Raw genomic sequence first — 22,611 nt, forward strand, 5'->3', positions numbered from 1 at the left:
GTACTTGGTGGGAAGCTGCCTGGGAGAGTAGGACGTAGCCGCGTAATCTTTTTTATTTTACGTGGATTTAAGTGGTGGTTGATATTTAGTTTGCGCTTGGGTCATAAAGCTGAGAAGATGCTTTAAATGACCACTTCGCTGCAAACTAAATATCAACCACTTTTTGTTGTGTAAAGCAAAATGATTTAAAATAGATTCAATATTGTAACTTAACAATAAGCATTTTTTTATATAGAATTAAGATAGATAGTACCATTGAAAAATATGAAATTTTATAATAAATAATGGAAAAACGAATCAGGTGGAAATTTAAATTATTTTCGTAGACTATTCATTATGTATATATTAAAAAATATTTTATATAAGGGTATATGTGCATGTACGACAAAATACGACAGACAAATAATTGAAAATGGTGTAAAATATTATAGTTACGTAAAATATGTGAATGAAAAGAATTATTATATATAAATGAATCAGAAAGAGGTAGCGAAATGAAAAAAACTGTAAAAAAAGCAATAATACCGGCTGCTGGATTAGGAACAAGATTTTTACCAGCTACAAAGTCTCAGCCAAAGGAGATGCTTCCTATAGTAGATAAGCCAACACTACAATATATAATAGAAGAGGCTATAAACTCTGGGATAGAAGAAATACTTATAATAACAGGAAGAAATAAGAAATCTATAGAAGATCATTTTGATAAATCCGTAGAATTAGAATTAGAACTTCAACAAAAAGGAAAAACTGAAATGTTAGAAATGGTTCAAGAGATATCTAACATGGTAAATATACACTATATAAGACAAAAAGAGCCTAAAGGATTAGGACATGCTATACATTGTGCTAAAAGCTTTATAGGTGACGAACCATTTGCTGTACTTTTAGGAGATGATATAGTAGACTCAGATACTCCATGTCTTAAGCAATTAATAGATGCTTACGATGAATATAAGACAAGCATATTAGGTGTTCAAGAAGTTGCTAAAGAAGATACTGATAAATATGGTATATTAGATTGTAAATATATAGAAGATAGAGTATATAAAGTAAAGGATATGGTTGAAAAACCAAGTGTAGAAGAATCACCTTCAAATATAGCTATATTAGGAAGATACATAATAACTCCTGCTATATTTGAAATTTTAGAAAATCAAGCCCCAGGTAAAGGTGGAGAAATACAGTTAACGGATGCTTTAAAAACCTTAGCTCAACATGAAGCAATATATGCATATAATTTTGAGGGAAGAAGATATGATGTAGGGGATAAACTAGGATTTTTAGAAGCAACAATAGATTTTGCTTTAAAAAGAGATAATCTAAAAGATGGATTACTGAACTATATGAAAAATGTAGTTGAAGAAATTAAATAATAAACTAAAATTTAAATTAACTTTAATTATTAAATTGATATAACAAATGATTGACATATAAAATTTATTATGATAATATATTTACACTGTTAAAATGAATATTGAGTAGATCAGATAATCGCGGGTAGCGCTAGCTGCACGAGGAAAGTCGGAGCTCCATAGAGCAGGGTGCTAGGTAACGCCTAGTGAGAGTGATCTTAAGGAAAGTGCAACAGAAAATAACCGCCAGTGATGGTAAGGATGAAAAGGTGAGGTAAGAGCTCACCAGCGGCTAGGTGACTAGTCGGCTGTGTAAACCCCACTCGGAGCAAGGCCAAGTTAGGATAAAAAGAGTATTGCTCGTACTCTCCGGTTGGTAGGCCGCTTGAGCTTATTGGTGACAATAAGCCTAGAAAGATGATTATCTAATACAGAACTCCGCTTATAGATTTGCTCGATTCAAAAGAATTTAGACACTAGAATTTTCTAGTGTTTTTTGTTTTTTAAAATAACAACACAGGGGTTAGATTTACACTATATGGGTGAATTAAAAATATGAACTTACATTTATATATTCAAAAAATTATGTTTATGGAATAAAAAAATTAAAGTAAATAAAAAAATAAAACCTATGCATATACATAGGTTTTATTTTTTATTGTTGTGGACCATCAAACATTTTATCATTATAAATGAAATCATGTAAAACTGGTAAGTTTTTCTCAGGATCAAATTGTAATACCCAACCTTTTTCCTGGCTGATTATACCTCCTTGACTATATCCATATTGATTATCATCTGGAATAGGGAACTCTAATGTTTTGATATCGAAGTTTCCTATTCCTAAAATATCTGTTCCTAAACCAAGTATAGTAGTTGGTTTCATATCAGTTTTTATAGATGGTAAAACTGAATTAAGGATTGATGGATATTTAAGTGGAGAAACTTCACTCATTTTTTTCATTGTTGCTTCTATTATTTGTCTTTGTCTATTATCTCTTCCATAAGCAGTATCATTATGTCTTATTCTCGCGTAAGCTAAAGCTTGATATCCATTTAGATTATGAACTCCAGGTTCATTTATAGTTTCTACTTTTTTGTCGGCGGCAACTTTATCTATTGCTTGACCATTTGTAATATAAATATTTAATTCTTTAAGTTCGCTAGGTTTAACATCAACCTCTACACCGCCTAATGCATCTATTATATCTACGAAACCAAAGAAGTTAACTATTCCATAATGGTCTAAATCTAATTCAAAGTTTTTTTCTATAGTTTCTAGTAATAAATTTATACCTCCATATGCATAAGCATGAGTAAGTTTTTGTTTTCCATGTCCTGGAATATCTACGTATGAGTCTCTAGCTAACGATGTAAGCTTAATATCTTTATGTTTACTATCGATAGTAAGAATCATCATAGAATCGGATCTAGATGGTTCATTCAAAGTTCTAGCATCTATTCCAACTAGAAGTATGTTTTGAATTCCATCAACTTTATTATAATTTGTTTCATTAACTATTTTATTAGTTTCTGAGTTACCCTGATACATCGAGTGTAGTTTAAAATAAACATATCCAAATGCCACGGCAGGAATTACCAGAACTAGTAAAAGTAAAACTATTACTAATTTTTTCAGTTTAGACAATTAAATCCCTTCTTTCTGTTTAATTAACATTGAGTATTTTTTGAAATCAATTCAAAACTAATTATATTAAATTAATATGAATTATTCAATCTAATAAAAGTTACAAAAAAACTAAGAAAAATATACAATATTGAAATATTATAGTATATAAATTATAATATAGACTATTGAAATATGTAAAAAAGAATTGGAAGAATATAAAAGCTCAAAAGAACTAAACTTAGAAGCCAATTTATAAACAAGTAAAACAAAATAAATGTATTAGTATAAGATGTAAAAATACACGTATAAATAAATCTTATCATATATTTAGAATAGAAATTATAATATAAATATTGTTTAATTTATAATTTCTAAATCATTACTATATTTTAAAATATCTATTAAGTATAAAATGTATGAAATTTAAATATTATAAATATGTACTTATTTATAATGACTTAATGAATTTATAATTAAATAATAAAATTGAAAATATTGTTTTGATTTTATTAGGGTTTACAAATTTATTAACATAATACCATCAAACTAAAAATATATTTATTAAATTAGGAAGGACAACTACAAATGTAAAATATCATAAAGTTTACACAGATTAAAAAAATTAAATTATAAATCTAATATATAAGTTTGTATAAAAAAGATGACACTTTATATTAAAATTATATGTAATTAAAAATAAGGAAGTAAAATTTATAATAAGATAGAATAATAAGCAATTTTAAGAAGTAATTGCTTATTTAAAAATATAATAATATAGTAATTAACGACAGATAATAATATAAAAATGAAAGGGGAGAAAATATGCAAAATAAATATTTAAGCAATAATTCAATAGATATAAGTGATGGGAAATTCGTATATGATGCAGATGCATATGCATCTCCAATTTATCTTTTTTAAAAAGATTAATTGATATAACAGGGTCTTTGATAGGACTTATAATATTATCACCTATATTTATAGTTGTAAGTATAGCAATTAAGGTAGAAGACCCTAAAGGAAGTATTTTCTTTGGCCAAGAAAGAAATGGGAAATATCCTAAAACCTTTAAAATGTATAAATTTAGATCTATGGTTCACAATGCAGAAGAGTTACTAGAACAATTGAAAGCACAAAATGAAATGAATGGACCAGCGTTTAAAATGAAAAATGATCCTAGAATAACTAAGGTAGGTAAATTTATAAGAAAAACTAGTATAGATGAACTACCACAATTAATAAATATATTAAAAGGAGATATGAGTTTTGTTGGTCCTAGACCTCCTATTCCAAGAGAAGTTGCAGAGTACGATGAATACCAATTGCAAAGGTTATCGGTTAAGCCGGGATTAACTTGTTATTGGCAAGTAAGTGGAAGAAATAATATAGATTTTGAAGAATGGATAGAACTAGATTTGAAATATATAAAAGAAAGAAATATATTTATAGATATTAAACTTATAATGATGACTATACCAGCATTATTAGGAGATAAAAATGCATCATAATAAAATGTATTTTAGACAAAAGCTTAAAATAAAAAATATTAAGCTTTTGTCAATTTTGTTTAAAAAGGAGATAGCTTAAAATATGAGCATTATGTATATAGGATGGGTAATTATACCTCTTATGATTTTTTTAAGTATAAAATTGGATATATCTAATTTTGTATTATTAACTTTATTTACCTCTTTTTTCACATCAACAGCAGTTGCATATGTTGAATATTTAGATTTATATATAGGATTACAACAGTTTATGGCAGGACTTCTTATATGTAAATTTATTTGCGAATTAATTATAATTAAAAATATAAAATATAAAAATATAAATGTATTTTTAACATTGTTCATTTTATATGCGAGTATGTCGATATTTATACCTTTATTTTTTGATAAAACAGATAGTTATGTAATAGGTGTTAGCTCTCATATGGACTTTTCTCCTGTAAGATTTTCTTTAAGTAATATAACTCAGTTAATATACTTATTATTAGGATTTATAGTTTACTTCACATCATATACTTCTATTGATCGCGAATATAGTAGATATGAATACTTTATGAATAAGTTTAATGATGCAATTTTATATAGTGGAATATCTTTAGGAGTTTTAGGTATTATCCAGATGTTCTTAAATTATAAAATATTTGATTTATTATTTAGACACTACAACTACAATATTCAGCAAGTTGATTTTTTAAACTTAGTTGTGAACAGACCATCGGGGCCAACAGGTGAGCCTTCTTTTTATGCATTAGCATTAGTACCAATTTTATGCTATGTTATTTATAACTTTAAAAATTATATTAAAAAAGTTAATATATATATATATATAATTTATATATTTACGATGGTAATACCTTTAGTAGTATCTAAGAGCAGTAGTTTTTTAATCGGTATGTTTTTGTTTATAGGTATTTTAATAATATTGGCTATAAACAAATTTATTAAAAATTATAAAAATGTAAAGGCAAGTTTTTTGAACTCAGAAAGAAGAGGCTTAATTTTATTAGGGATAACTATATTTTTTGTTATATCTATTTCTATTGTTATATACATTATTAATACGGATATATTCAGAGACTTTTTATTTAAAATTAAAGGTGGAGGGGTATCCGGGAGTGAAAGAACTATAGCATTAATGCAGCATTTACAGGTGTTTAAAGATAATTTTTTATTTGGTGTTGGGTTTGGAAGCCTAAGGTCAAAAGATTTAATGTCTACATGGCTAGCAGCTATGGGTATAGTAGGAAATACTTTATTTGCTATATTCTTGATTAAACAATTATATCAGTTATTTAAGATAAACAAATCTGAAACTATATCTTTAGCTATATTAATAACAATTAGTTGGGGTATATTATTTATTTCAGTTCCAGAACCATACTACCTATATCTATGGATATACTTTGCAATAGCAGACTATGTAATATTAAATATTGATGAACAAATATATGTAAACAAAAAATTGAAATAAGGTGACAAATATGAATTCAGTTATAATAAATGGCTTACAATATGCTAAAAATGGAGCCGGAATATCTAGATATACACACAAGCTAGCTCAATATATGGATAGAAATGTTGATATACTTATTCAGAAAAGTGTGGAAACTAGGTTTAGGCAGGACAATATTAAAGTTTTAGATAGAGATATAAATGGAAGTAAAGATAGAATATTAGAAGAACAGTTGAAAAGTTTAAAAATATTTAAAAAATATGAGTTGGTACATTTTCCTGATTATGCGACTCCTATACTGTATAGAGGAAAAAAAGTAGCTACGATACATGACATGGCTATGCACACTATGGAAGATAAATATACAAAGAGTCAAGTTTTTATAAAAAAAATTTTCATGGAGAATACAATAAAGAAAGCTGATAAGTTGATATGTATTTCTAATTTTACAGCAAAAGAATTAAAAAAATATTATCCATATGTAGATGAGAAAAAAATTGAAGTTGTTTATAACGGATTTGAATATACTCATGTAGATATAACTAACTCAGATAAAGAAAATGTATTAAATAAGTTTAACATAGATGAAAAGTACTTATTGTATGTGGGAACTATATCTCCGCATAAAAATATAGCAAGATTAATAGAGGCATTCTCAATATTGAGAAAAAAGGATACAAGCATAAACTTGTTATAGCAGGAAAAAAAGGGTGGATGTATAATGAAATCCTTAATAAATCAAAAGAATTAGGTATAGAAAATTATGTAATCTTTACTGATTATGTAACAGATGAAGAGTTAGAAATTTTATATAGATGTGCAGATGTTTTTACATTTCCGTCTCTTTATGAAGGATTTGGATTCCCTCCTATAGAAGCTATGGCGAGAAAAATACCTGTTGTTTCTTCAAGTGAAGGTGCATTAGGTGAGGTTGTTGGAAATGCAGCATTAATCTGCAATGCATATGATATTAAGGATATAGCTTCTAAAATAGAAGATGTAATAACTAATGAAAATTTAAAAAACGATTTGATTGAAAAAGGTATAAAGAGGAGCAGTTATTTTTCTTGGGAAAAAACTGCAAGACAAACCTATGAAATATATCAAAAAGTATTAAGAGGAGAATAATTATGAAAGTTGCTTTAGCACATGACTGGTTAACCAATATGGGTGGAGCTGAAAAGGTTGTTATAAACTTTAAACAAATATATGAAGATTCACCAATATACACAGTATCTTATAATGAACAAAATTTAGATCCAGAATTAAGAAATATTGATGTAAGAACTACATTTATTGACAAATTACCTAAAGGTAAAACAAATCACCAAATGTTTTTACCTTTTATGCCAACAGCTTGGGAACAATTAGATTTTACTGATTATGATGTAGTATTATCAAGTTCATCTTCTTGTGCAAAAGGAATTATTACTGCACCAGATACAGCACATATATGTTACTGCCATTCACCTATGAGATATGCATGGGAGTTCTATTATGAATATATGGAAAGAGAAAAACTAGGAAAAGCTAAGAAAAAACTTATAAAATATATAATGAACTACATACGTATGTGGGATAAAGCATCTGCAGATAGAGTTGACTATTATGTAGCAAATTCTAAAAATGTAGCAAAAAGAATTTATAAACACTACAGAAGAGAAGCTGATGTAATTCATCCTCCAGTTAAAGGTTCATATTTTAATATATCGGATAAGGATGAAGGATACTTCCTTATAGTTTCTAGATTAGTACCGTATAAAAGGATAGATTTAGCTGTAGAAGCATTTAATGAACTAGGGTTACCACTAGTAGTTATAGGCGGAGGATCTCAGCTAGAGTACTTAAAGTCTATAGCAAAAGATAATGTTAAGATAATGGGAAGACAACCAGATGAAGTAATAAAAGAGCATTACGCTAACTGTAGAGCATTTATATTCCCTGGGGAAGAAGATTTTGGAATAACGCCATTAGAAGCTCAAGCAAGTGGAAGACCAGTAATAGCATTTGGAAAAGGTGGAGCACTAGAAACTGTAGTATCTGAAAGAACGGGACTGTTCTTTGAAGACCAAAAAACAGATGAATTAGTGAAAGCTGTAAAGCAGTTTGAAAAAATGAATTGGGACAAAGAAGATATAAGAAAACATGCATTAACTTTTGATGAAGAAATATTCAAGTCAAAGATTAAAAATTATGTGGATGAAAAACATTTAGAACATAAGAACAAAATGAACAGTATAGGTAGAGTATTATAAAAAAATCGGAGTGATAGATATGAATATATTTAATGTAATAATGGCTGGAGGCGGAGGAACTAGATTCTGGCCTATGAGTAGACAAGCTAGCCCAAAGCAACTATTAAATTTAAGTGGAGTAGATACACTAATTAATGAAACTATAGATAGAATTAGTTCTATTTCTGATAAAAACAATTTATATATAGTAACTAATGAAACTCAAAGTGATTTATTAAAGGAAACTGTGCAAGATAAATGTATACATGAAAATGTACTTCAAGAACCATCAGCTAGAAATACTGCAGCAGCAATAGGTTTTGCTGCATTTAGCATAATGAAAAAACATGGTGATGGTATAATGTGTGTATATCCAGCTGATCACTATATAAAAGATGAAGAAGGATATATAAATACAATTAATGATGCAATAAAAGTTGCTAGTGAAAATGACAAATTAGTAACGATAGGTATAAATCCTACATTTCCATCTACAGGGTACGGATATATAAACTTTGATAAAGACGAAAGTTATAATAATGGAGCATATAAAGTATTAGAATTTGTAGAAAAGCCTAATTATGAGAAGGCTAAAGAATATGTTAAATCTCAAAAATATGTATGGAATAGTGGAATGTTTGTATGGAAGGTTTCTAAAATATTAGAAGATTTCAAAAGATATTTGCCAAAAGTATATGATAAGTTGGAACAACTTTCAAAATATATAGGAACAGACCAAGAATTTGAAATGATAAAACAAATTTATCCTACAATTCCATCTATATCCATAGATTATGGGATTATGGAGAGAAGTGATGATGTAGTTGTAGTGCCTGGGGAATTCGGTTGGAATGATGTCGGATCATGGGATGTACTAGGCGCTATATATGATACAGATGAACAAGGGAATATAAAAAGAGGTGAAACTATAACTATTGACACTGAAAATTCTGTAGTTTACTCAGAAGATAAATTGATAGCTACAGTTGGAATAAAAGATTTAATAGTTGTTTCAACAGAAGATGCAGTAATGGTATGTAAAAAAGATAAAGCTCAAGATGTTAAGCTAATTGTAGAAAAATTAAAAGAAGAAGGTAAAACTAAGTATTTATAGTATACTAAAAATCTTTAAAACAAGAGGTGGATAATTATGGAATATATGAAAAGTTACAATGAATGGATAAATAATCCTTATTTTGATGACGAAACTAAAAAAGAATTATTAAGTATAAAAAATGATCAAAAAGAAATAGAAGATAGATTTTATAAGAATTTAGAATTTGGGACAGGTGGACTTAGAGGGGTAATTGGAGCTGGAACAAATAGAATAAATGATTATACGGTAAGAAGAGCAACTTTTGGACTTGCAAATTACATATTACAAAATTGTGGAGATGAAGGAAAATCAAAAGGTGTTGTAATAGCATATGATAGTAGACATAAGTCAGCAGAGTTTTGTCTAGAAGCAGCTAAAACTTTAGCTGCTTGTGGAATAAAGGCATATATATTTGATAGCTTAAGACCAACTCCAGAATTATCTTTTGCTGTTAGATATTTAAGATGTACAGCTGGAGTTGTAATAACTGCTAGTCATAACCCACCAGAATACAATGGATATAAAGTATACTGGACTGATGGAGGACAAGTATGCCCAGTTATTGCTTCAGAAATTATTAAAGAAGTTAATGAAGTAAAAGAGTATAGTACTATACCAACGATAAGTAAAAGTGAAGCTATAGAAAAGGGTTATTAAAAGTTATAGGTGATGAGGTAGACAGTGCATTTGTAAAAGCAGTTAAAACTCAAGTTCTTAGACAAGATATTATAGACAAGGTAGGAAATGATATAAAAATATTTTTCACTCCTATACATGGTACAGGAAATTTACCTATAAGAACTGCTCTTAAGGAAGTTGGATTTAAAAATGTAGAGGTAATAAAAGAACAAGAATTACCAGATCCTAATTTCTCTACAGTAAAATATCCAAATCCTGAAGAAAAGGAAGTTTTCAATATAGCTATAGAAAAGCTAAAAAAGAAGGCGCTGATATAATAATAGGAACAGATCCAGACTGCGATAGAGTTGGAGTTGTAGTTAAAAATACTGAAGGAGAATACATAGTATTAAATGGAAACCAAGTAGGCTCACTACTAGTTAATTATATATTAGAAAATTTAACTAATGAAAACAAACTTCCAGTTAATCCTACAATTGTAAAAACTATAGTTACATCAGAATTAGGATCAGTAATAGCAAAATCTTTTGGAGTAGAATCTATAGATACTTTAACTGGATTTAAATTTATAGGTGAAAAAATTCATGAATTTGAAAACAATAATGAAAAAACATTTATAATGGGTTATGAAGAAAGTTATGGATACTTAGTTGGAACTCATGCTAGAGATAAAGATGGTGTTGTTGCAGCTTTATTAATATCTGAAATGGCAGCATTCTATTATGATAAAGGTATGAGTTTATACGAAGGTTTAATGGAGATTTACAAAAAATACGGATATTTTAGAGAAGAATTAAAATCTATAACTTTAAAAGGTATAGATGGAATGGAAAAAATAAAATCTATAATGAATTACTTTAGAAATTCAAATATAGAATCTATAGGTAGTTTAAGCATAAAAGAATTAAAGGACTATTCAAATGGTATAGAGGGTCTTCCAAAATCAGATGTACTAAAATTTATATTAGAAGATAATTCATGGATAGCTATAAGACCATCGGGAACAGAGCCTAAGATAAAGTTCTATTTTGGATGCAATGGTAAAGATAAAAATATAGTTGATGAAAAGATATCAAATTTAATGGATGATATTGTTAGAAAAACTGAGGCTATATAAATAGTTATCTTAAAAGGAGTAATTATGAAAAATAATCCAAGTGTTCATATAATATTACTTAACTATAATGGATATAAAGATACAATAGACTGCATAAAAAGCTTGCAGTCTATTGAGTATCCAAATTATAAAATAGTTGTAGTAGATAATAAATCAACTAATGAATCCGAAAAACATATAAAAGAATTTATAAAAGAAAATAAATTTGTACATTTTATACAAACTGGAAAAAATTTAGGTTTTTCAGGTGGAAATAATGTAGGAATAGATTGGTCTTTAAAAAATGGCGCAGATTATATATGCTTATTAAACAATGATACAACTGTAGAACCTGATTTTTTAAATATATTAATTGATGAAATGGAAAATAATAAGGATATAGGGATATCTGCAGGGAAAATAATGTACTATAGTAAGCCAGATATTATATGGTCAGCTGGAGGATATATAGATGAATCTAAATGTTTAGGTTATCATTATGGAATAAATTGCAAAGACAGTCAAGAATATAATATTAAGAAAGAAGTAACCTTTTTAACTGGATGCTTACAGTTAATTAAAAAAGAAGTAATAAAAGATATAGGGTTATATGATGATTCATACTTTTTATATATGGAAGATGTGGATTTTTGCTATAGAGCAAAGTTAAAAGGATATAAAATAATGTATATACCAGAAAGTAAGATATACCATAAAGTAAGTGCATCTACAGGTGGAGAACAATCTCCGATGGTATTATATTATATGACTAGAAATGTCATGTTATTTAATCAGAAATTCAAAGATACTTTAAAAAATAACACTAAATTTAATATTTACTGGAAGCTAAAGATGATATTAGATAGATTTAGAAGAAAAGATAAGTATAAATATATAGAAGAAGGTCTTAAAGACCATAAGATAGGGAAGTACGGGTGCAAAGTCTTTGAATTCAAATAAGAAAGAGGTAATATTATGAAAGTATTAATTACAGGTAGTAATGGTCAATTAGGATTAGAGCTTTCTAAACAATTACATGTTATTAGTAGTTATGATGTCATAAAAACAGATAGAGAAAATCTAAACATATTAGATTTTAAAAGCGTGAATGATGCTATAACTAGAGAAAATCCAGATATTGTTATAAATTGTGCGGCTCATACTGCGGTTGATTTATGTGAAAATGATATAGAGAATGCTTATAAAATAAACGCATTAGGCCCTAGAAATCTAGCAATAGCTTGTGAAAAAATAGGGTCTAAATTTGTGCAAGTTTCTACTGATTATGTATTTGACGGTAGTGGTAAAAGACCATATAGAGAAGATGATATGACTTGTCCTAACTCTATATACGGAACAAGTAAGTTGATGGGGGAAAAGTTTACAAAGGAGTTTTGTTCTAAGTATTTTATAGTGAGAACAGCATGGTTATATGGAGACGGAAACAACTTTGTAAAAACTATGCTTAAATTATCTGAAACAAATAATGAGCTTAATGTTGTAGATGATCAAGTTGGAAGTCCTACTAGTACAGTAGACTTAGCAAAAGCTATAATTGAATTAATGAATACTGAATATTATGGAACATATCATGGGACATGTGAAGGTCAATGTAGCTGGTATGATTTTGCCAAGAAAATTTTTGAATTAAAAAATATAGATATAAAAGTAAATCCAGTTACAAGTGAAGAATTTAAAAGACCAGCACCAAGACCTGCATATTCAGTTCTTGATAACTTTATGTTTAAATTAGTTGGATTAAACTCATTTAGAGATTGGGAAGAATCTTTAGCAGAATACTTAAAAGGAGAGTAGTGGTATTATGAAAGGAATTATATTAGCAGGTGGATCAGGAACAAGATTATACCCTATTACAAAATGTGTATCAAAGCAGGCATTACCTATTTATGATAAGCCTATGATTTATTATCCAATGTCAGTGCTTATGTTAGCAGGAATAAAAGACATTTTAATAATATCAACACCTAGAGATATAAGTGTATTTAAAGAATTATTTGGAAGTGGAAATGAATTAGGTATTAAGATAGAATATGCCGTTCAAGAACATCCAAATGGGCTTGCAGAAGCATTTATAATAGGTGAAGACTTTATAGAAAATGATAAAGTAGCATTAGTTCTTGGAGATAACATATTCTACGGATATGGATTTAGTGAAAGACTTAAAAGAGCGGTAGAAAGAGATGAAGCAACTATTTTTGGATATCAGGTTGCAGATCCAAAAGCATTTGGAGTAGTAGAATTTGATAAAGAGTTTAATGTTTTATCTATAGAGGAAAAACCTGAAGTTCCAAAATCAAATTATGCAGTACCTGGATTATATTTTTATGATAATGATGTAATAGAAATTGCTAAAAATGTTAAACCATCTGAAAGAGGAGAATTAGAAATTACATCAGTTAATAATGAGTATTTAAAAAGAGGAAAGTTAAAGGTAGAGTTATTTGGAAGAGGAATGGCTTGGTTAGATACAGGAACTCACAAAGGATTACTAGATGCATCTAATTACGTTGAGGCTGTTCAAACGAGACAGGGATTATATATAGCATGCTTAGAAGAAATAGCATATAGAAAAGGGTATATAGATAAAGAACAACTTTTAACTTTAGCTAAACCACTTATGAAAACTGATTATGGTAAATACTTAGTAAAAATAGCAGATGAGGTGAGATAATGGGTAACTTCAAATTTATAGAAACTAAAATAAAAGATTTATATATAATAGAGCCTAAAGTATTTGGAGATAATAGAGGATACTTTATGGAGAGTTATAACAGAAAAGACTTTGTAGAAGCTGGACTTGATATGACATTCGTTCAAGACAATGAATCTAAGTCTAAAAAAGGTGTTTTAAGAGGAATGCATTTCCAAACTAAACATACTCAAGGAAAACTTGTTAGAGTTACTGAAGGGGCTGTTTATGATGTTGCTGTAGACTTAAGAAAGGGATCGCCAACATTTGGGCAGTGGGAAGGAATACTTCTTACTTCTGAAAATAAAAAGCAATTTTATGTTCCAGAAGGTTTTGCCCATGGTTTTTTAGTTGTATCTGATGAAGCTGTATTTAATTATAAGTGTACAGATTACTATGCACCAGAATTTGACAGCGGATTATTATGGAATGACCCTGAAGTGGGAATAGAATGGCCTTTAGATGGAATTAAAGAAATATTATTATCAGAAAAAGATAAGGTACAAAAAACATTAAAAGAATTAGACATACCGTTTGAATATAAAGGAGAATAATTTTATGAAAAAGATATTAGTAACTGGAGGAGCAGGTTTTATTGGTGGGAACTTTGTTCATTATATGGTAAATAAATATCCAGATTATATGATAGTTAATTTAGATGCGCTTACTTATGCAGGAAACTTAGAAACATTAAAACCTGTTGAAGATAAGCTTAATTACAAATTTGTAAAGGGTGATATTGCAGATAGAGATTTTGTATTTAACTTATTCAAAGAAGAAAAATTTGATATAGTTGTAAATTTTGCAGCTGAATCTCATGTAGATAGATCTGTAGAAGATCCAGGAATATTTGTAGAAACAAATGTTATAGGAACACAAGTATTATTAGATGCATCAAAAGAGTTTGGAGTAGAAAGATATCACCAAGTTTCTACGGATGAGGTTTATGGAGATTTACCTCTAGATAAGTTAGACTTATTCTTTACAGAGAATACACCTTTAAATCCGAGTTCACCATATTCAGCATCTAAAGCTTCAGCTGATTTTTTAGTTCATGCATATCAAAGAACTTTTGGATTACCAGCAACAATATCAAGATGCTCTAATAACTATGGTCCATATCACTTCCCAGAAAAATTAATACCATTAATGATATCTAGAGCCTTAAATGATGAATCTCTTCCGGTATATGGAAATGGAGAAAATGTAAGAGATTGGCTACATGTTGAAGATCATTGTTCAGCTATAGATTTAATAATTCATAAAGGAAAAGTTGGAGAAGTATATAATGTTGGTGGACACAATGAAAGAACAAATTTACAAGTTGTTAAAACTATCCTTAAAGCATTAGATAAACCGGAAAGCCTAATAACTTATGTAACTGATAGACCAGGACATGATTTAAGATATGCGATAGATCCAACTAAATTAGAAAATGAATTAGGATGGAAACCTAAGTATAATTTTGATACAGGAATACAACAAACTATTGAGTGGTATTTAGATAATAAAACTTGGTGGGAAAATATATTATCTGGCGAGTATAAAAATTACAAGTTAAAGTAAAAGGGAGGTATTTTAATGAAAATAAACTTTATAATCCCTTTCACTAATTTTACAGGTGGAATTAAAATAGTTTTTGAATATGCAAATAGATTGAAAGAACATGGACATGATGTATTAATATATGTGCCAATGAAGGCATACTCGTTTTCAGATGAAGGAATAAAATCTTGTTTAAGAGTAGCTAAAGCATCTATTGGAAATACAATCAAACGAAGAAATGTAGTTGACTGGTTTGATTTAAAGGTTCCTATTAAATTAGTTCCTACTATAAAAAATAAGTTTATAAGAGATGCAGATATAACTGTAGCTACAGCATGGCCAACGGCATATGATGTTAATGATTTAACTGAAAGTAAAGGAGCTAAGTTTTATTTAATTCAACACTATGAAATATGGAGTGGAAGTAAAGAAAAAGTTGATAATAGCTATAAGTTGCCATTAAACCAAATAGTAATAGCTAAATGGCTACAAGATTTAATGAGTGAAAAATTTGATAATAAAAGTGAACTAATATACAACGGTATTAATACTGATGAATTCAATAATACAGGGAGAATTAATACTGATGATATAAATGTTTGCATGATGTACCATGATTTGGATTGGAAAGGATTTAAAGACGGGTTAAAAGCTTTTGAAATTGTAAAGAAAAAAAATCCAAATATAAATTTAAAATTGTTTGGAATAAAAGATGGAGAAGATATACCTGAATATGCAGAATTTAAGATGAGCCCAACTAGGGAAGAGTTAAAAGATATATACTTAAGTTCGGATGTATTTATCTTCCCAAGCAAGTCTGAGGGATGGGGACTTACAGTAGTAGAGGCTATGGCATGTGGATGCGTAGTAGTTGGGACTAGAACTGGAGCTTTAGATGAAATAGGAAAACATAATGAAAATAGCTTAATCTGTGATCCTGAAGATATTGAAGGTCTTGCTAAAAATTTAGAAATATTAATAAATGATAAAAATTTACTTGAAAAATTATCTGAGGCATCAGTAGAAACTGCAATGAAATTAGACTGGGAAATATCTATTAGCAAAATGCAAGACGTATTTAAATCAAAAATCAAAAACTAAAAATAGTTCACATTTAATAAAAGTTAAATTAGTAGATTAAATGTGAACTAATATATATCAAAAAGTTTAAAATTAAAATTTTGCACTACTCTATATAAAAAGTAAGTGTATCTTTTTGAGTTTATTAAAAGCTCATTATATAATTTAAATCAAGTTTAACATATTACATAAAATTTGAAGTTTAATGTTTTAAGTCGGGGTTAATATTGAAAATTTAAATCATGTGAGGGAGATATCAATTATGAAGAAAAGTACGATTAGTTTTTTAATCGCTCTTAATTTATGTTCAATTAATTTTATTGATGTAAATGCAGAAACAAAAGACATGCAAATCATAGAAGAACCTATGCAAAATCAAATACAGGAAAAAGATAAAGAACAAGTTATAACAACAGAAAAAAATGTAAATGAAGATCAAAATAAAGAACAAAACCAACCAGAGATTCAAGAACAAAATAAACAGTCTGTTGAAATAAAAGAAAATCAAATTCAGAATGGGTCATATTCATCAGATGTAAAAGAGAACTGTAAAATACTTATAAAACAATTTTATAAGGGGTTCTATGGAAGAGAAGCAGATAATGATGGACTAGAATATTGGTCAAATGAGATAGTTAGTCAAAGAAGAACGGTAGCTAATGTTTTTGAGTGTTTTATAAATAGTGATGAATGTAAGAGTAAAAATTATAATAATGAAGAATATGTAAAAGCGTTGTACATAGGATTACAAGGTAGAGAACCGGATGCAGCTGGACTAGAATATTGGACAAGTCAACTTGGATTAGGACAAAGCAGAAAAGTTGTATTATACAATATATTTAACTCTAATGAGTTTCAAACTAAGTTAGATCTAATGGGAATAAAAAACAAAGGTCAAATAGACTTAGATTTAAATGACAATAAAGGAAGTGTTAAAAATTTAATAAACCAATTTTATAAGGGCATTTATGGAAGAGAAGCGGATAATGGAGGATTAGAGTTTTGGTCAAGTCAAGTGCTATACGGTAAACAAAGTATAGCAGACATTTTACTTGTATTTACAAATAGTGATGAATGTAAGAGTAAAAACTACACTAATGAAGAATATGTGAAGTCTATATACACAGCTTTATTTAATAGAACTCCTAATAATGAAGAATTAAACTATTGGGTAGGGCTTTTAGAGTCTGGAAATTCAAGAGTTTCTGTGTTAGCTATAAACATGAATTCAAAAGAATTCCAAGAAAATTTAGATAATATAGGAATTAAAAATAAAGGAACTATAGATACAAGTTTAGATGATAGAAAAGGTGAAGTAAAGGGAATAGTAGAGAACTTTTATTTAGGATTCCATGGAAGAAAAGCAGATCCAAGTGGAGCAAATTTCTGGGCGGATCAAATTATAAGTGGAAATAGAAGTGTGGCGCAAGTAGTAGATTCTTTTATAAATAGTGATGAGTTTAAAAATAAAGGATATTCAAGTGAAGAGTATGTAAAAGCTGTATATAAAGGTATTTTAGGCAGAGAAGCTGATATTGGTGGATTAAATTTTTGGTTAAATCAAATTGTAAATGGTGGAAGTAAAAAGTATGTTTTAAAATGTATATTTAACTCTCCAGAGTTCCAAGATAAAGTTAAAAGTATTGGAATAAAAACATAGGAGATATTGAACTATCTTCTAATGAGGTACAAAGTACAATTGGGAAAGCTAGAATTAAAGTTAGTGCTTTAAATTTAAGAAAAGAGCCTAGTTTAGAGGCAGACATATTAACTACAATGCAATCAGGTGATAGAGTAGTTATTTTAGGAAGAGTAAAAACTGATTTAACATATTATCAAATAGAGTATGTTAAAAACGGGAAAATTTACAATGGATATGCTAGCATGTTTGTAAGTGGAGTTAACACAACTGAAATTTTTGAAGATAATTTAAATAATGAGTTCTTAGGTGTGTTATCAGAAAGATATGAATCAAATGGAGATCCAGGACTTGTATCAAGTGGAAATGGAGATTATGGTGGGAAGTCATATGGTGCATGGCAGTTCTCTTCTACAATGGGATCTTTGGATGAATTTGTTAGCTGGTTGAGAAATGAAAATAATGAATTTTATAAAAAATTAACTGATGCAAGAGCATTAGACGATAATACAAATTGTGGACCTAATTTCGATAAAGCTTGGAAAGAAATTGCACAAAATCATAATAATACATTCTATAATTTACAACACAAATATGTAAAAGAGAATTTTTACGATAAACTAGTAAATAAATTATTAAAATCAGGTGATTTTTCAAATGTAGTATCTACATTTGCAGGTCGTAATGTACTATGGTCAACAGCAGTTCAGCATGGAGTTACAGGATCATACAGAATAATATCACCACTACAAAGTAAGTGTAATAATGTAGAAGATTTTATAAAAGCTGTATATGCAGAAAGAGGACGTAAAGATGAAAATGGTCAGTTAGTTTATTTTGCAAATAACTCTCAGGCTGTTCAAGATAGCGTTGCGAAAAGATTTATTAGAGAACAAGAAGATGCTATACAATGTTATAGATATAGTTTAGAAAATAAATAGAGGAAAACGTAGATGAGTAAAAAAATAATTAAATACATATTAATAATGATTCTAGTTGTGTCTGGATTATATTTTGCAGTTCATAGTTTAGGTAAAAAGGGTGCAGATGTAGATAGTGCGAATATTAGTAAACAAGACAATAAAGATGAATATGACTTGAAAAGCAAAGAATATAAAGAAAAGAATAAAAAGTCAAATACTGATTTTACTTTAGAGAAAGCTATTGAATTTTGTAAAGCAAAATATGGAAATGATGCAGATACAGTATATGTTGGAAATGAAGAAATGGAAAATGTAAATGGAAAGACGGGATATATAGTTCAAATTAAATCAAAAGAACTTATGAAACAAGGTGGTACAGGTGTATTATTTACAGTTTTAGTTTGTGAGAATGGAGAAATAATTGAAATAGAGTAATATATGAAGTTTTAATTTTAAAATAATATTTGCTAAAAACCGATTAAATAGATATTATAAAGAGTCTATTTAATCGGTTTATTTTATTTTTTATATACTTTATCATTAAAAATAAAATCCTGAAGTATTGGCAAACACTTATCTTCATCATAACGCCAAACCCATCCAGCATTTTTGTAAATGCCACCAGTACTATACTCTTCTATAGGAAATTCTAAAGTTTTAATATTAAAATTATCCATAGATAAAATGGAATTGCCGATAGATAAAATATCGGATGTGTTCATATTAGTTTTAACGTATGGCAGTATGCTATTTATTAAATCAGGGTATTTATTAATTGGCAAATGTTTAGCTTTTTCAAATGCACTTTCAAGTACAAGTCTTTGTCTATTGTCTCGCTCTAGAGCACTATCGTTATACCTAATTCGGCTATAAGCTAAGGATTGATAACCATTTAGTTTTTGTTTACCTGAATACTCTATATTTTTCATAGGATTTTTATTTTTATTTTGGTCAAAAGAATAACATTCTGGTATATATCGATTTAATTCTTGCATTTCATTAGGTTTTACATCGACAACAATTCCATTTAAAGTATCAATTATATTAATGAATGAGAAAAAATTCACAACAACATAATTTTGAATATCTATTTTAAAATTAGACTCAAGTGTTTCTAATAATAAATTAAGGCCTCCATAAGCATATGCATGTGTTAGCTTTTGCTTTCCGTGGCCAGGTATTTCTACATATGTATCTCTAGCTAAAGATGTAAGCTTTAGGTTTTTATGCTTATTATCTACAGTTAAAATCATCATGGCATCAGATCTAGATTTTTCCTCTGCATTTCTAGCATCTGTTCCAACTAATAAAATATTTGTTATTCCTTTTTCAGATGAATAATTTGTTTCTTTAAGTGATTTTATAGATGAAGATGGATCGTATACTTTATTTATTTTAGAGTGAATATAACCAAATATGCTTACAGGCAATAATACTAAAATAATTATAATGAAAATAAAGACTTTTTTAAAAATAGACATAGTATCCCCTTTGTATAAAATTTTGCTTTGTATATATTTATATTAAACTAAAAATACATATTTAACATCAATAAATAAAAAACTTATATCAAAATTTACAATGCTATCATACATAATAATATAGTTTAAACACAGGAGGCTATTTAAATGGTAGATATAAAAAAGATATATAGACATAATAGATAAAAATTAACTGTATAATAGAATATCCTGTAATAGAAAATCTAAATAATGATTTATTTATAGAGTATATAAATAAAAAAATACATGATGATATATTGATTTTTAAAGAAATATCTCAGGATGAATATATACATTCTAATATTAATACTATTATCTTTACAGAGTTTAAAGAGCATGTTAATAAAAATAATATAATTAGCATATCTATAATATTTTCTGAAATTTATAATTCTAATAAAATAATAAATTATATAAATACTTACAATTTTGACCTTAAGAGAAAGAGAGAATTGTTAATTGAAGATATTTTCAAAAATACAGGACTTATAGAACACAATATAGATGAAAAATTTTATATAACAAATGACTACGTATCTATAGTATTCTCTTCATATGAAAATAAAGATACATGCGATATAGATGAAATGAAAATTTATTTTAAAGATAATGAAAGTGACATATCAAATTACATTAAAAGTTATGTAATGGAGTGATAATATGAGATTTCTAAATGAATATGATAGAGAATCAGCAGTTGATTATGCTAGAACGTGGGCTTTATACAGAAATCCTAAATATAAAGACTATGACCCATGGGGAGGAGATTGTACGAACTATATATCTCAGTGTATACATGCAGGGGATATACCTTTTGATCATGAGGGAAAGGATATAATGCACCAATGGTATTGGTATAGTGATTTTAGTAGAACTCCAACTTGGACATCTGCAGATGCATTTGGTAGGTATGTTTTAAATAACAATAAATATAAAACTGAAAATTACGGTATATATGCAGTTCTAGCAGATTATGATGAATTAGAAAAAGGAGATTTAGTTCAATTGATATATCAAGGTAGTGCATATCACACAATGATAATAAGTGAAGTAATACTAGATGATAGAAATTACTTATTAGATTACTTAATATGCCAGCATACCGATGATTTGATAGATTTTCCTTTAAGCGAAAAAGAAGGAGAGAGAAGATATATAAAAATACTTGGGTATTATAAATAAGTAAAAGGGATGTATTAGAATAAATATGCATCCCTTTTTAACTACATATGAGAAATTATTAATTGTAAATTACCTATTAGTTTAAATTCTCCAAAGTTATTAGGCAATATAAAGTTATCGCCTTTATTTAAACTATATTCATTTGAATTTGATACTAGTTTTCCGTTACCATCTATGACACTATATAATTCGAATGGCTTATTTTGCGTTGAACTATACTCAGTGAAAACATCTAATTTATGAACACTAAAAAACTCATTACTTAAAAATGTTGTAAGTTTAAAGTTATCATTTTCAATAATACTATAGTTAGGTTTATTTTCAACATGAGGAACTGTAGTAACAGCTATAGATTTATCAACATGAAGCTCTCTTTTATTACCATTAGAGTCTACTCTATCGTAATCATAAACTCTGTAAGTAGTATCAGAGTTTTGTTGAGTTTCTAACACTAGAGTTCCTTTGCATAAAGCATGGATTGTTCCACTTGGAACATAGAAAAAGTCTCCTTTGTTAACTTTAACTCTTCTAAGTAAGTCGCTCCATTTATTATTTGAAACCATGTATTCTAACTCTTCTTTAGATTTAGCATTGTGTCCAAAAATCATTTCAGCATCGTCATCGCAATCTATTATATACCAACATTCAGTTTTACCTAATTCTCCATGTTCATTTTTCTTAGCATACTCATTATCAGGATGTACTTGAACGGATAAATTATCATTAGCATCTAATATTTTTGTAAGTAATGGAAATTTATCTCCAGCCATATTTCCAAAAAGTTCTTTGTGATTAGACCATAAGTTAGATAAAGTCATTCCCTTAAACTTTCCATTTGTAATTTCGCAATCTCCATTTTCATGAGAACTTATAGCCCAACATTCACCTGTATTTTCAGATGGAATTTCATAGTTAAAATTATCTCTTAATGCAGTTCCTCCCCATATTCTGTACATAAATAGTGGTTTTAAAAATAACGGTTGCATGAATACCCTCCTAAAATTAAAATAATATATCTAAAG

General features: G+C 28.1%; 21 protein-coding genes, 1 other RNA gene and 1 pseudogene. 20 read left to right on the forward strand and 3 right to left on the reverse strand.

Annotated elements, in window-relative coordinates; translation table 11 throughout:
- Positions 1–494 precede the first annotated feature (494 nt).
- A complete protein-coding gene (gene galU, locus LEQ07_RS00005) occupies positions 495–1,373 on the forward strand; it encodes a UTP--glucose-1-phosphate uridylyltransferase GalU (protein WP_046824048.1) in 879 nt (292 codons plus the stop codon).
- A 102-nt stretch (positions 1,374–1,475) separates the two neighbouring features.
- An RNA gene (gene rnpB, locus LEQ07_RS00010) (RNase P RNA component class A) lies at positions 1,476–1,813 on the forward strand.
- Positions 1,814–2,007: 194 nt separating this feature from the next.
- Here rnpB and LEQ07_RS00015 read toward each other — a convergent pair.
- Positions 2,008–3,000, reverse strand: coding sequence for an LCP family protein (locus tag LEQ07_RS00015; protein ID WP_195948395.1), 993 nt, complete (start codon positions 2,998–3,000; stop codon positions 2,008–2,010).
- Positions 3,001–3,911: 911 nt separating this feature from the next.
- On the opposite strand from LEQ07_RS00015, the gene LEQ07_RS00020 reads away from it, so the two are divergent.
- The 16 genes and pseudogenes from LEQ07_RS00020 (at position 3,912) to LEQ07_RS00095 (ending at position 19,340) form a co-directional block, all read left to right on the forward strand.
- On the forward strand, positions 3,912–4,490 hold the full coding sequence (locus LEQ07_RS00020) for a sugar transferase (protein ID WP_332842815.1): 579 nt from the start codon (positions 3,912–3,914) through the stop codon (positions 4,488–4,490).
- 82 nt (positions 4,491–4,572) lie between these two features.
- Positions 4,573–5,961: a hypothetical protein gene (locus LEQ07_RS00025; protein ID WP_263329094.1), complete on the forward strand. Its 1,389-nt coding sequence runs from the start codon at positions 4,573–4,575 to the stop codon at positions 5,959–5,961.
- Between the two features lie 10 nt (positions 5,962–5,971).
- Entirely contained in the window at positions 5,972–6,640 is a 669-nt protein-coding gene (locus LEQ07_RS00030) for a glycosyltransferase (protein WP_263329095.1), read from the forward strand.
- A gap of 17 nt (positions 6,641–6,657) precedes the next feature.
- The gene (locus LEQ07_RS00035) at positions 6,658–7,071 is read left to right on the forward strand and encodes a glycosyltransferase (RefSeq protein WP_263329096.1); all 414 of its coding nucleotides are present in this window, start codon (positions 6,658–6,660) and stop codon (positions 7,069–7,071) included.
- A gap of 2 nt (positions 7,072–7,073) precedes the next feature.
- On the forward strand, positions 7,074–8,198 hold the full coding sequence (locus tag LEQ07_RS00040) for a glycosyltransferase (protein ID WP_053832678.1): 1,125 nt from the start codon (positions 7,074–7,076) through the stop codon (positions 8,196–8,198).
- 19 nt (positions 8,199–8,217) lie between these two features.
- Positions 8,218–9,291, forward strand: a complete 1,074-nt coding sequence (locus LEQ07_RS00045; protein WP_263329097.1) for a mannose-1-phosphate guanylyltransferase/mannose-6-phosphate isomerase — start codon at positions 8,218–8,220, stop codon at positions 9,289–9,291.
- Positions 9,292–9,327: 36 nt separating this feature from the next.
- Positions 9,328–11,029 (forward strand): annotated as a pseudogene (locus tag LEQ07_RS22275) (phospho-sugar mutase).
- A 24-nt stretch (positions 11,030–11,053) separates the two neighbouring features.
- Entirely contained in the window at positions 11,054–11,968 is a 915-nt protein-coding gene (locus LEQ07_RS00055) for a glycosyltransferase family 2 protein (protein ID WP_263329098.1), read from the forward strand.
- 15 nt (positions 11,969–11,983) lie between these two features.
- Positions 11,984–12,823, forward strand: a complete 840-nt coding sequence (rfbD, locus tag LEQ07_RS00060) for a dTDP-4-dehydrorhamnose reductase (protein WP_263329099.1) — start codon at positions 11,984–11,986, stop codon at positions 12,821–12,823.
- A gap of 7 nt (positions 12,824–12,830) precedes the next feature.
- Positions 12,831–13,700, forward strand: a complete 870-nt coding sequence (gene rfbA / locus LEQ07_RS00065) for a glucose-1-phosphate thymidylyltransferase RfbA (protein WP_263329100.1) — start codon at positions 12,831–12,833, stop codon at positions 13,698–13,700.
- Positions 13,700–14,272 carry a dTDP-4-dehydrorhamnose 3,5-epimerase gene (rfbC, locus tag LEQ07_RS00070; RefSeq protein ID WP_224170828.1) on the forward strand — a complete coding sequence of 191 codons (573 nt, stop codon included), beginning with the start codon at positions 13,700–13,702 and terminating at the stop codon, positions 14,270–14,272. Before rfbA ends, rfbC begins: the two co-directional genes overlap by 1 nt.
- A 4-nt stretch (positions 14,273–14,276) precedes the next feature.
- Positions 14,277–15,284, forward strand: coding sequence for a dTDP-glucose 4,6-dehydratase (rfbB, locus tag LEQ07_RS00075; RefSeq protein ID WP_263329101.1), 1,008 nt, complete (start codon positions 14,277–14,279; stop codon positions 15,282–15,284).
- Positions 15,285–15,299: 15 nt separating this feature from the next.
- The gene (locus LEQ07_RS00080) at positions 15,300–16,364 is read left to right on the forward strand and encodes a glycosyltransferase family 4 protein (RefSeq protein ID WP_263329102.1); all 1,065 of its coding nucleotides are present in this window, start codon (positions 15,300–15,302) and stop codon (positions 16,362–16,364) included.
- Between the two features lie 241 nt (positions 16,365–16,605).
- Positions 16,606–18,003 carry a DUF4214 domain-containing protein gene (locus LEQ07_RS00085; protein WP_263329103.1) on the forward strand — a complete coding sequence of 466 codons (1,398 nt, stop codon included), beginning with the start codon at positions 16,606–16,608 and terminating at the stop codon, positions 18,001–18,003.
- A gap of 53 nt (positions 18,004–18,056) precedes the next feature.
- Positions 18,057–18,923 (forward strand): SH3 domain-containing protein, encoded by an 867-nt coding sequence (locus LEQ07_RS00090; RefSeq protein ID WP_263329240.1) that lies wholly within the window; start codon positions 18,057–18,059, stop codon positions 18,921–18,923.
- Between the two features lie 12 nt (positions 18,924–18,935).
- Entirely contained in the window at positions 18,936–19,340 is a 405-nt protein-coding gene (locus LEQ07_RS00095) for a hypothetical protein (RefSeq protein ID WP_263329104.1), read from the forward strand.
- Positions 19,341–19,423: 83 nt separating this feature from the next.
- Here the strand turns inward: LEQ07_RS00095 and LEQ07_RS00100 are convergent, their stop codons facing one another.
- Positions 19,424–20,386 carry an LCP family protein gene (locus tag LEQ07_RS00100; RefSeq protein WP_263329105.1) on the reverse strand — a complete coding sequence of 321 codons (963 nt, stop codon included), beginning with the start codon at positions 20,384–20,386 and terminating at the stop codon, positions 19,424–19,426.
- A 278-nt stretch (positions 20,387–20,664) separates the two neighbouring features.
- On the opposite strand from LEQ07_RS00100, the gene LEQ07_RS00105 reads away from it, so the two are divergent.
- Positions 20,665–21,063 (forward strand): hypothetical protein, encoded by a 399-nt coding sequence (locus LEQ07_RS00105; protein WP_263329106.1) that lies wholly within the window; start codon positions 20,665–20,667, stop codon positions 21,061–21,063.
- A gap of 4 nt (positions 21,064–21,067) precedes the next feature.
- Complete coding sequence (locus LEQ07_RS00110) at positions 21,068–21,589, forward strand: amidase domain-containing protein (RefSeq protein WP_046822700.1); 522 nt, start codon at positions 21,068–21,070, stop codon at positions 21,587–21,589.
- 41 nt (positions 21,590–21,630) lie between these two features.
- On the opposite strand, the gene manA is transcribed toward LEQ07_RS00110, so the two are convergent.
- Positions 21,631–22,575: a mannose-6-phosphate isomerase, class I gene (gene manA / locus LEQ07_RS00115; RefSeq protein WP_263329107.1), complete on the reverse strand. Its 945-nt coding sequence runs from the start codon at positions 22,573–22,575 to the stop codon at positions 21,631–21,633.
- Positions 22,576–22,611: the final 36 nt, after the last annotated feature.

Origin of the sequence: Paraclostridium sp. AKS73 (genome assembly GCF_025671395.1) — a bacterium.
Classification (GTDB): Bacteria; Bacillota; Clostridia; order Peptostreptococcales; family Peptostreptococcaceae; genus Paraclostridium; species Paraclostridium benzoelyticum.

Coding starts and splice junctions, on each gene's coding strand:
- galU (WP_046824048.1), top strand. CDS start 495: ATGAAAAAAACTGTAAAAAAAGCAATAATACCGGCTGCTGGATTAGGA.
- LEQ07_RS00025 (WP_263329094.1), top strand. CDS start 4,573: ATGAGCATTATGTATATAGGATGGGTAATTATACCTCTTATGATTTTT.
- LEQ07_RS00030 (WP_263329095.1), top strand. CDS start 5,972: ATGAATTCAGTTATAATAAATGGCTTACAATATGCTAAAAATGGAGCC.
- LEQ07_RS00035 (WP_263329096.1), top strand. CDS start 6,658: ATGTATAATGAAATCCTTAATAAATCAAAAGAATTAGGTATAGAAAAT.
- LEQ07_RS00040 (WP_053832678.1), top strand. CDS start 7,074: ATGAAAGTTGCTTTAGCACATGACTGGTTAACCAATATGGGTGGAGCT.
- LEQ07_RS00045 (WP_263329097.1), top strand. CDS start 8,218: ATGAATATATTTAATGTAATAATGGCTGGAGGCGGAGGAACTAGATTC.
- LEQ07_RS00055 (WP_263329098.1), top strand. CDS start 11,054: ATGAAAAATAATCCAAGTGTTCATATAATATTACTTAACTATAATGGA.
- rfbD (WP_263329099.1), top strand. CDS start 11,984: ATGAAAGTATTAATTACAGGTAGTAATGGTCAATTAGGATTAGAGCTT.
- rfbA (WP_263329100.1), top strand. CDS start 12,831: ATGAAAGGAATTATATTAGCAGGTGGATCAGGAACAAGATTATACCCT.
- rfbC (WP_224170828.1), top strand. CDS start 13,700: ATGGGTAACTTCAAATTTATAGAAACTAAAATAAAAGATTTATATATA.
- rfbB (WP_263329101.1), top strand. CDS start 14,277: ATGAAAAAGATATTAGTAACTGGAGGAGCAGGTTTTATTGGTGGGAAC.
- LEQ07_RS00080 (WP_263329102.1), top strand. CDS start 15,300: ATGAAAATAAACTTTATAATCCCTTTCACTAATTTTACAGGTGGAATT.
- LEQ07_RS00085 (WP_263329103.1), top strand. CDS start 16,606: ATGAAGAAAAGTACGATTAGTTTTTTAATCGCTCTTAATTTATGTTCA.
- LEQ07_RS00095 (WP_263329104.1), top strand. CDS start 18,936: ATGAGTAAAAAAATAATTAAATACATATTAATAATGATTCTAGTTGTG.
- LEQ07_RS00100 (WP_263329105.1), bottom strand. CDS start 20,386: ATGTCTATTTTTAAAAAAGTCTTTATTTTCATTATAATTATTTTAGTA.
- LEQ07_RS00110 (WP_046822700.1), top strand. CDS start 21,068: ATGAGATTTCTAAATGAATATGATAGAGAATCAGCAGTTGATTATGCT.
- manA (WP_263329107.1), bottom strand. CDS start 22,575: ATGCAACCGTTATTTTTAAAACCACTATTTATGTACAGAATATGGGGA.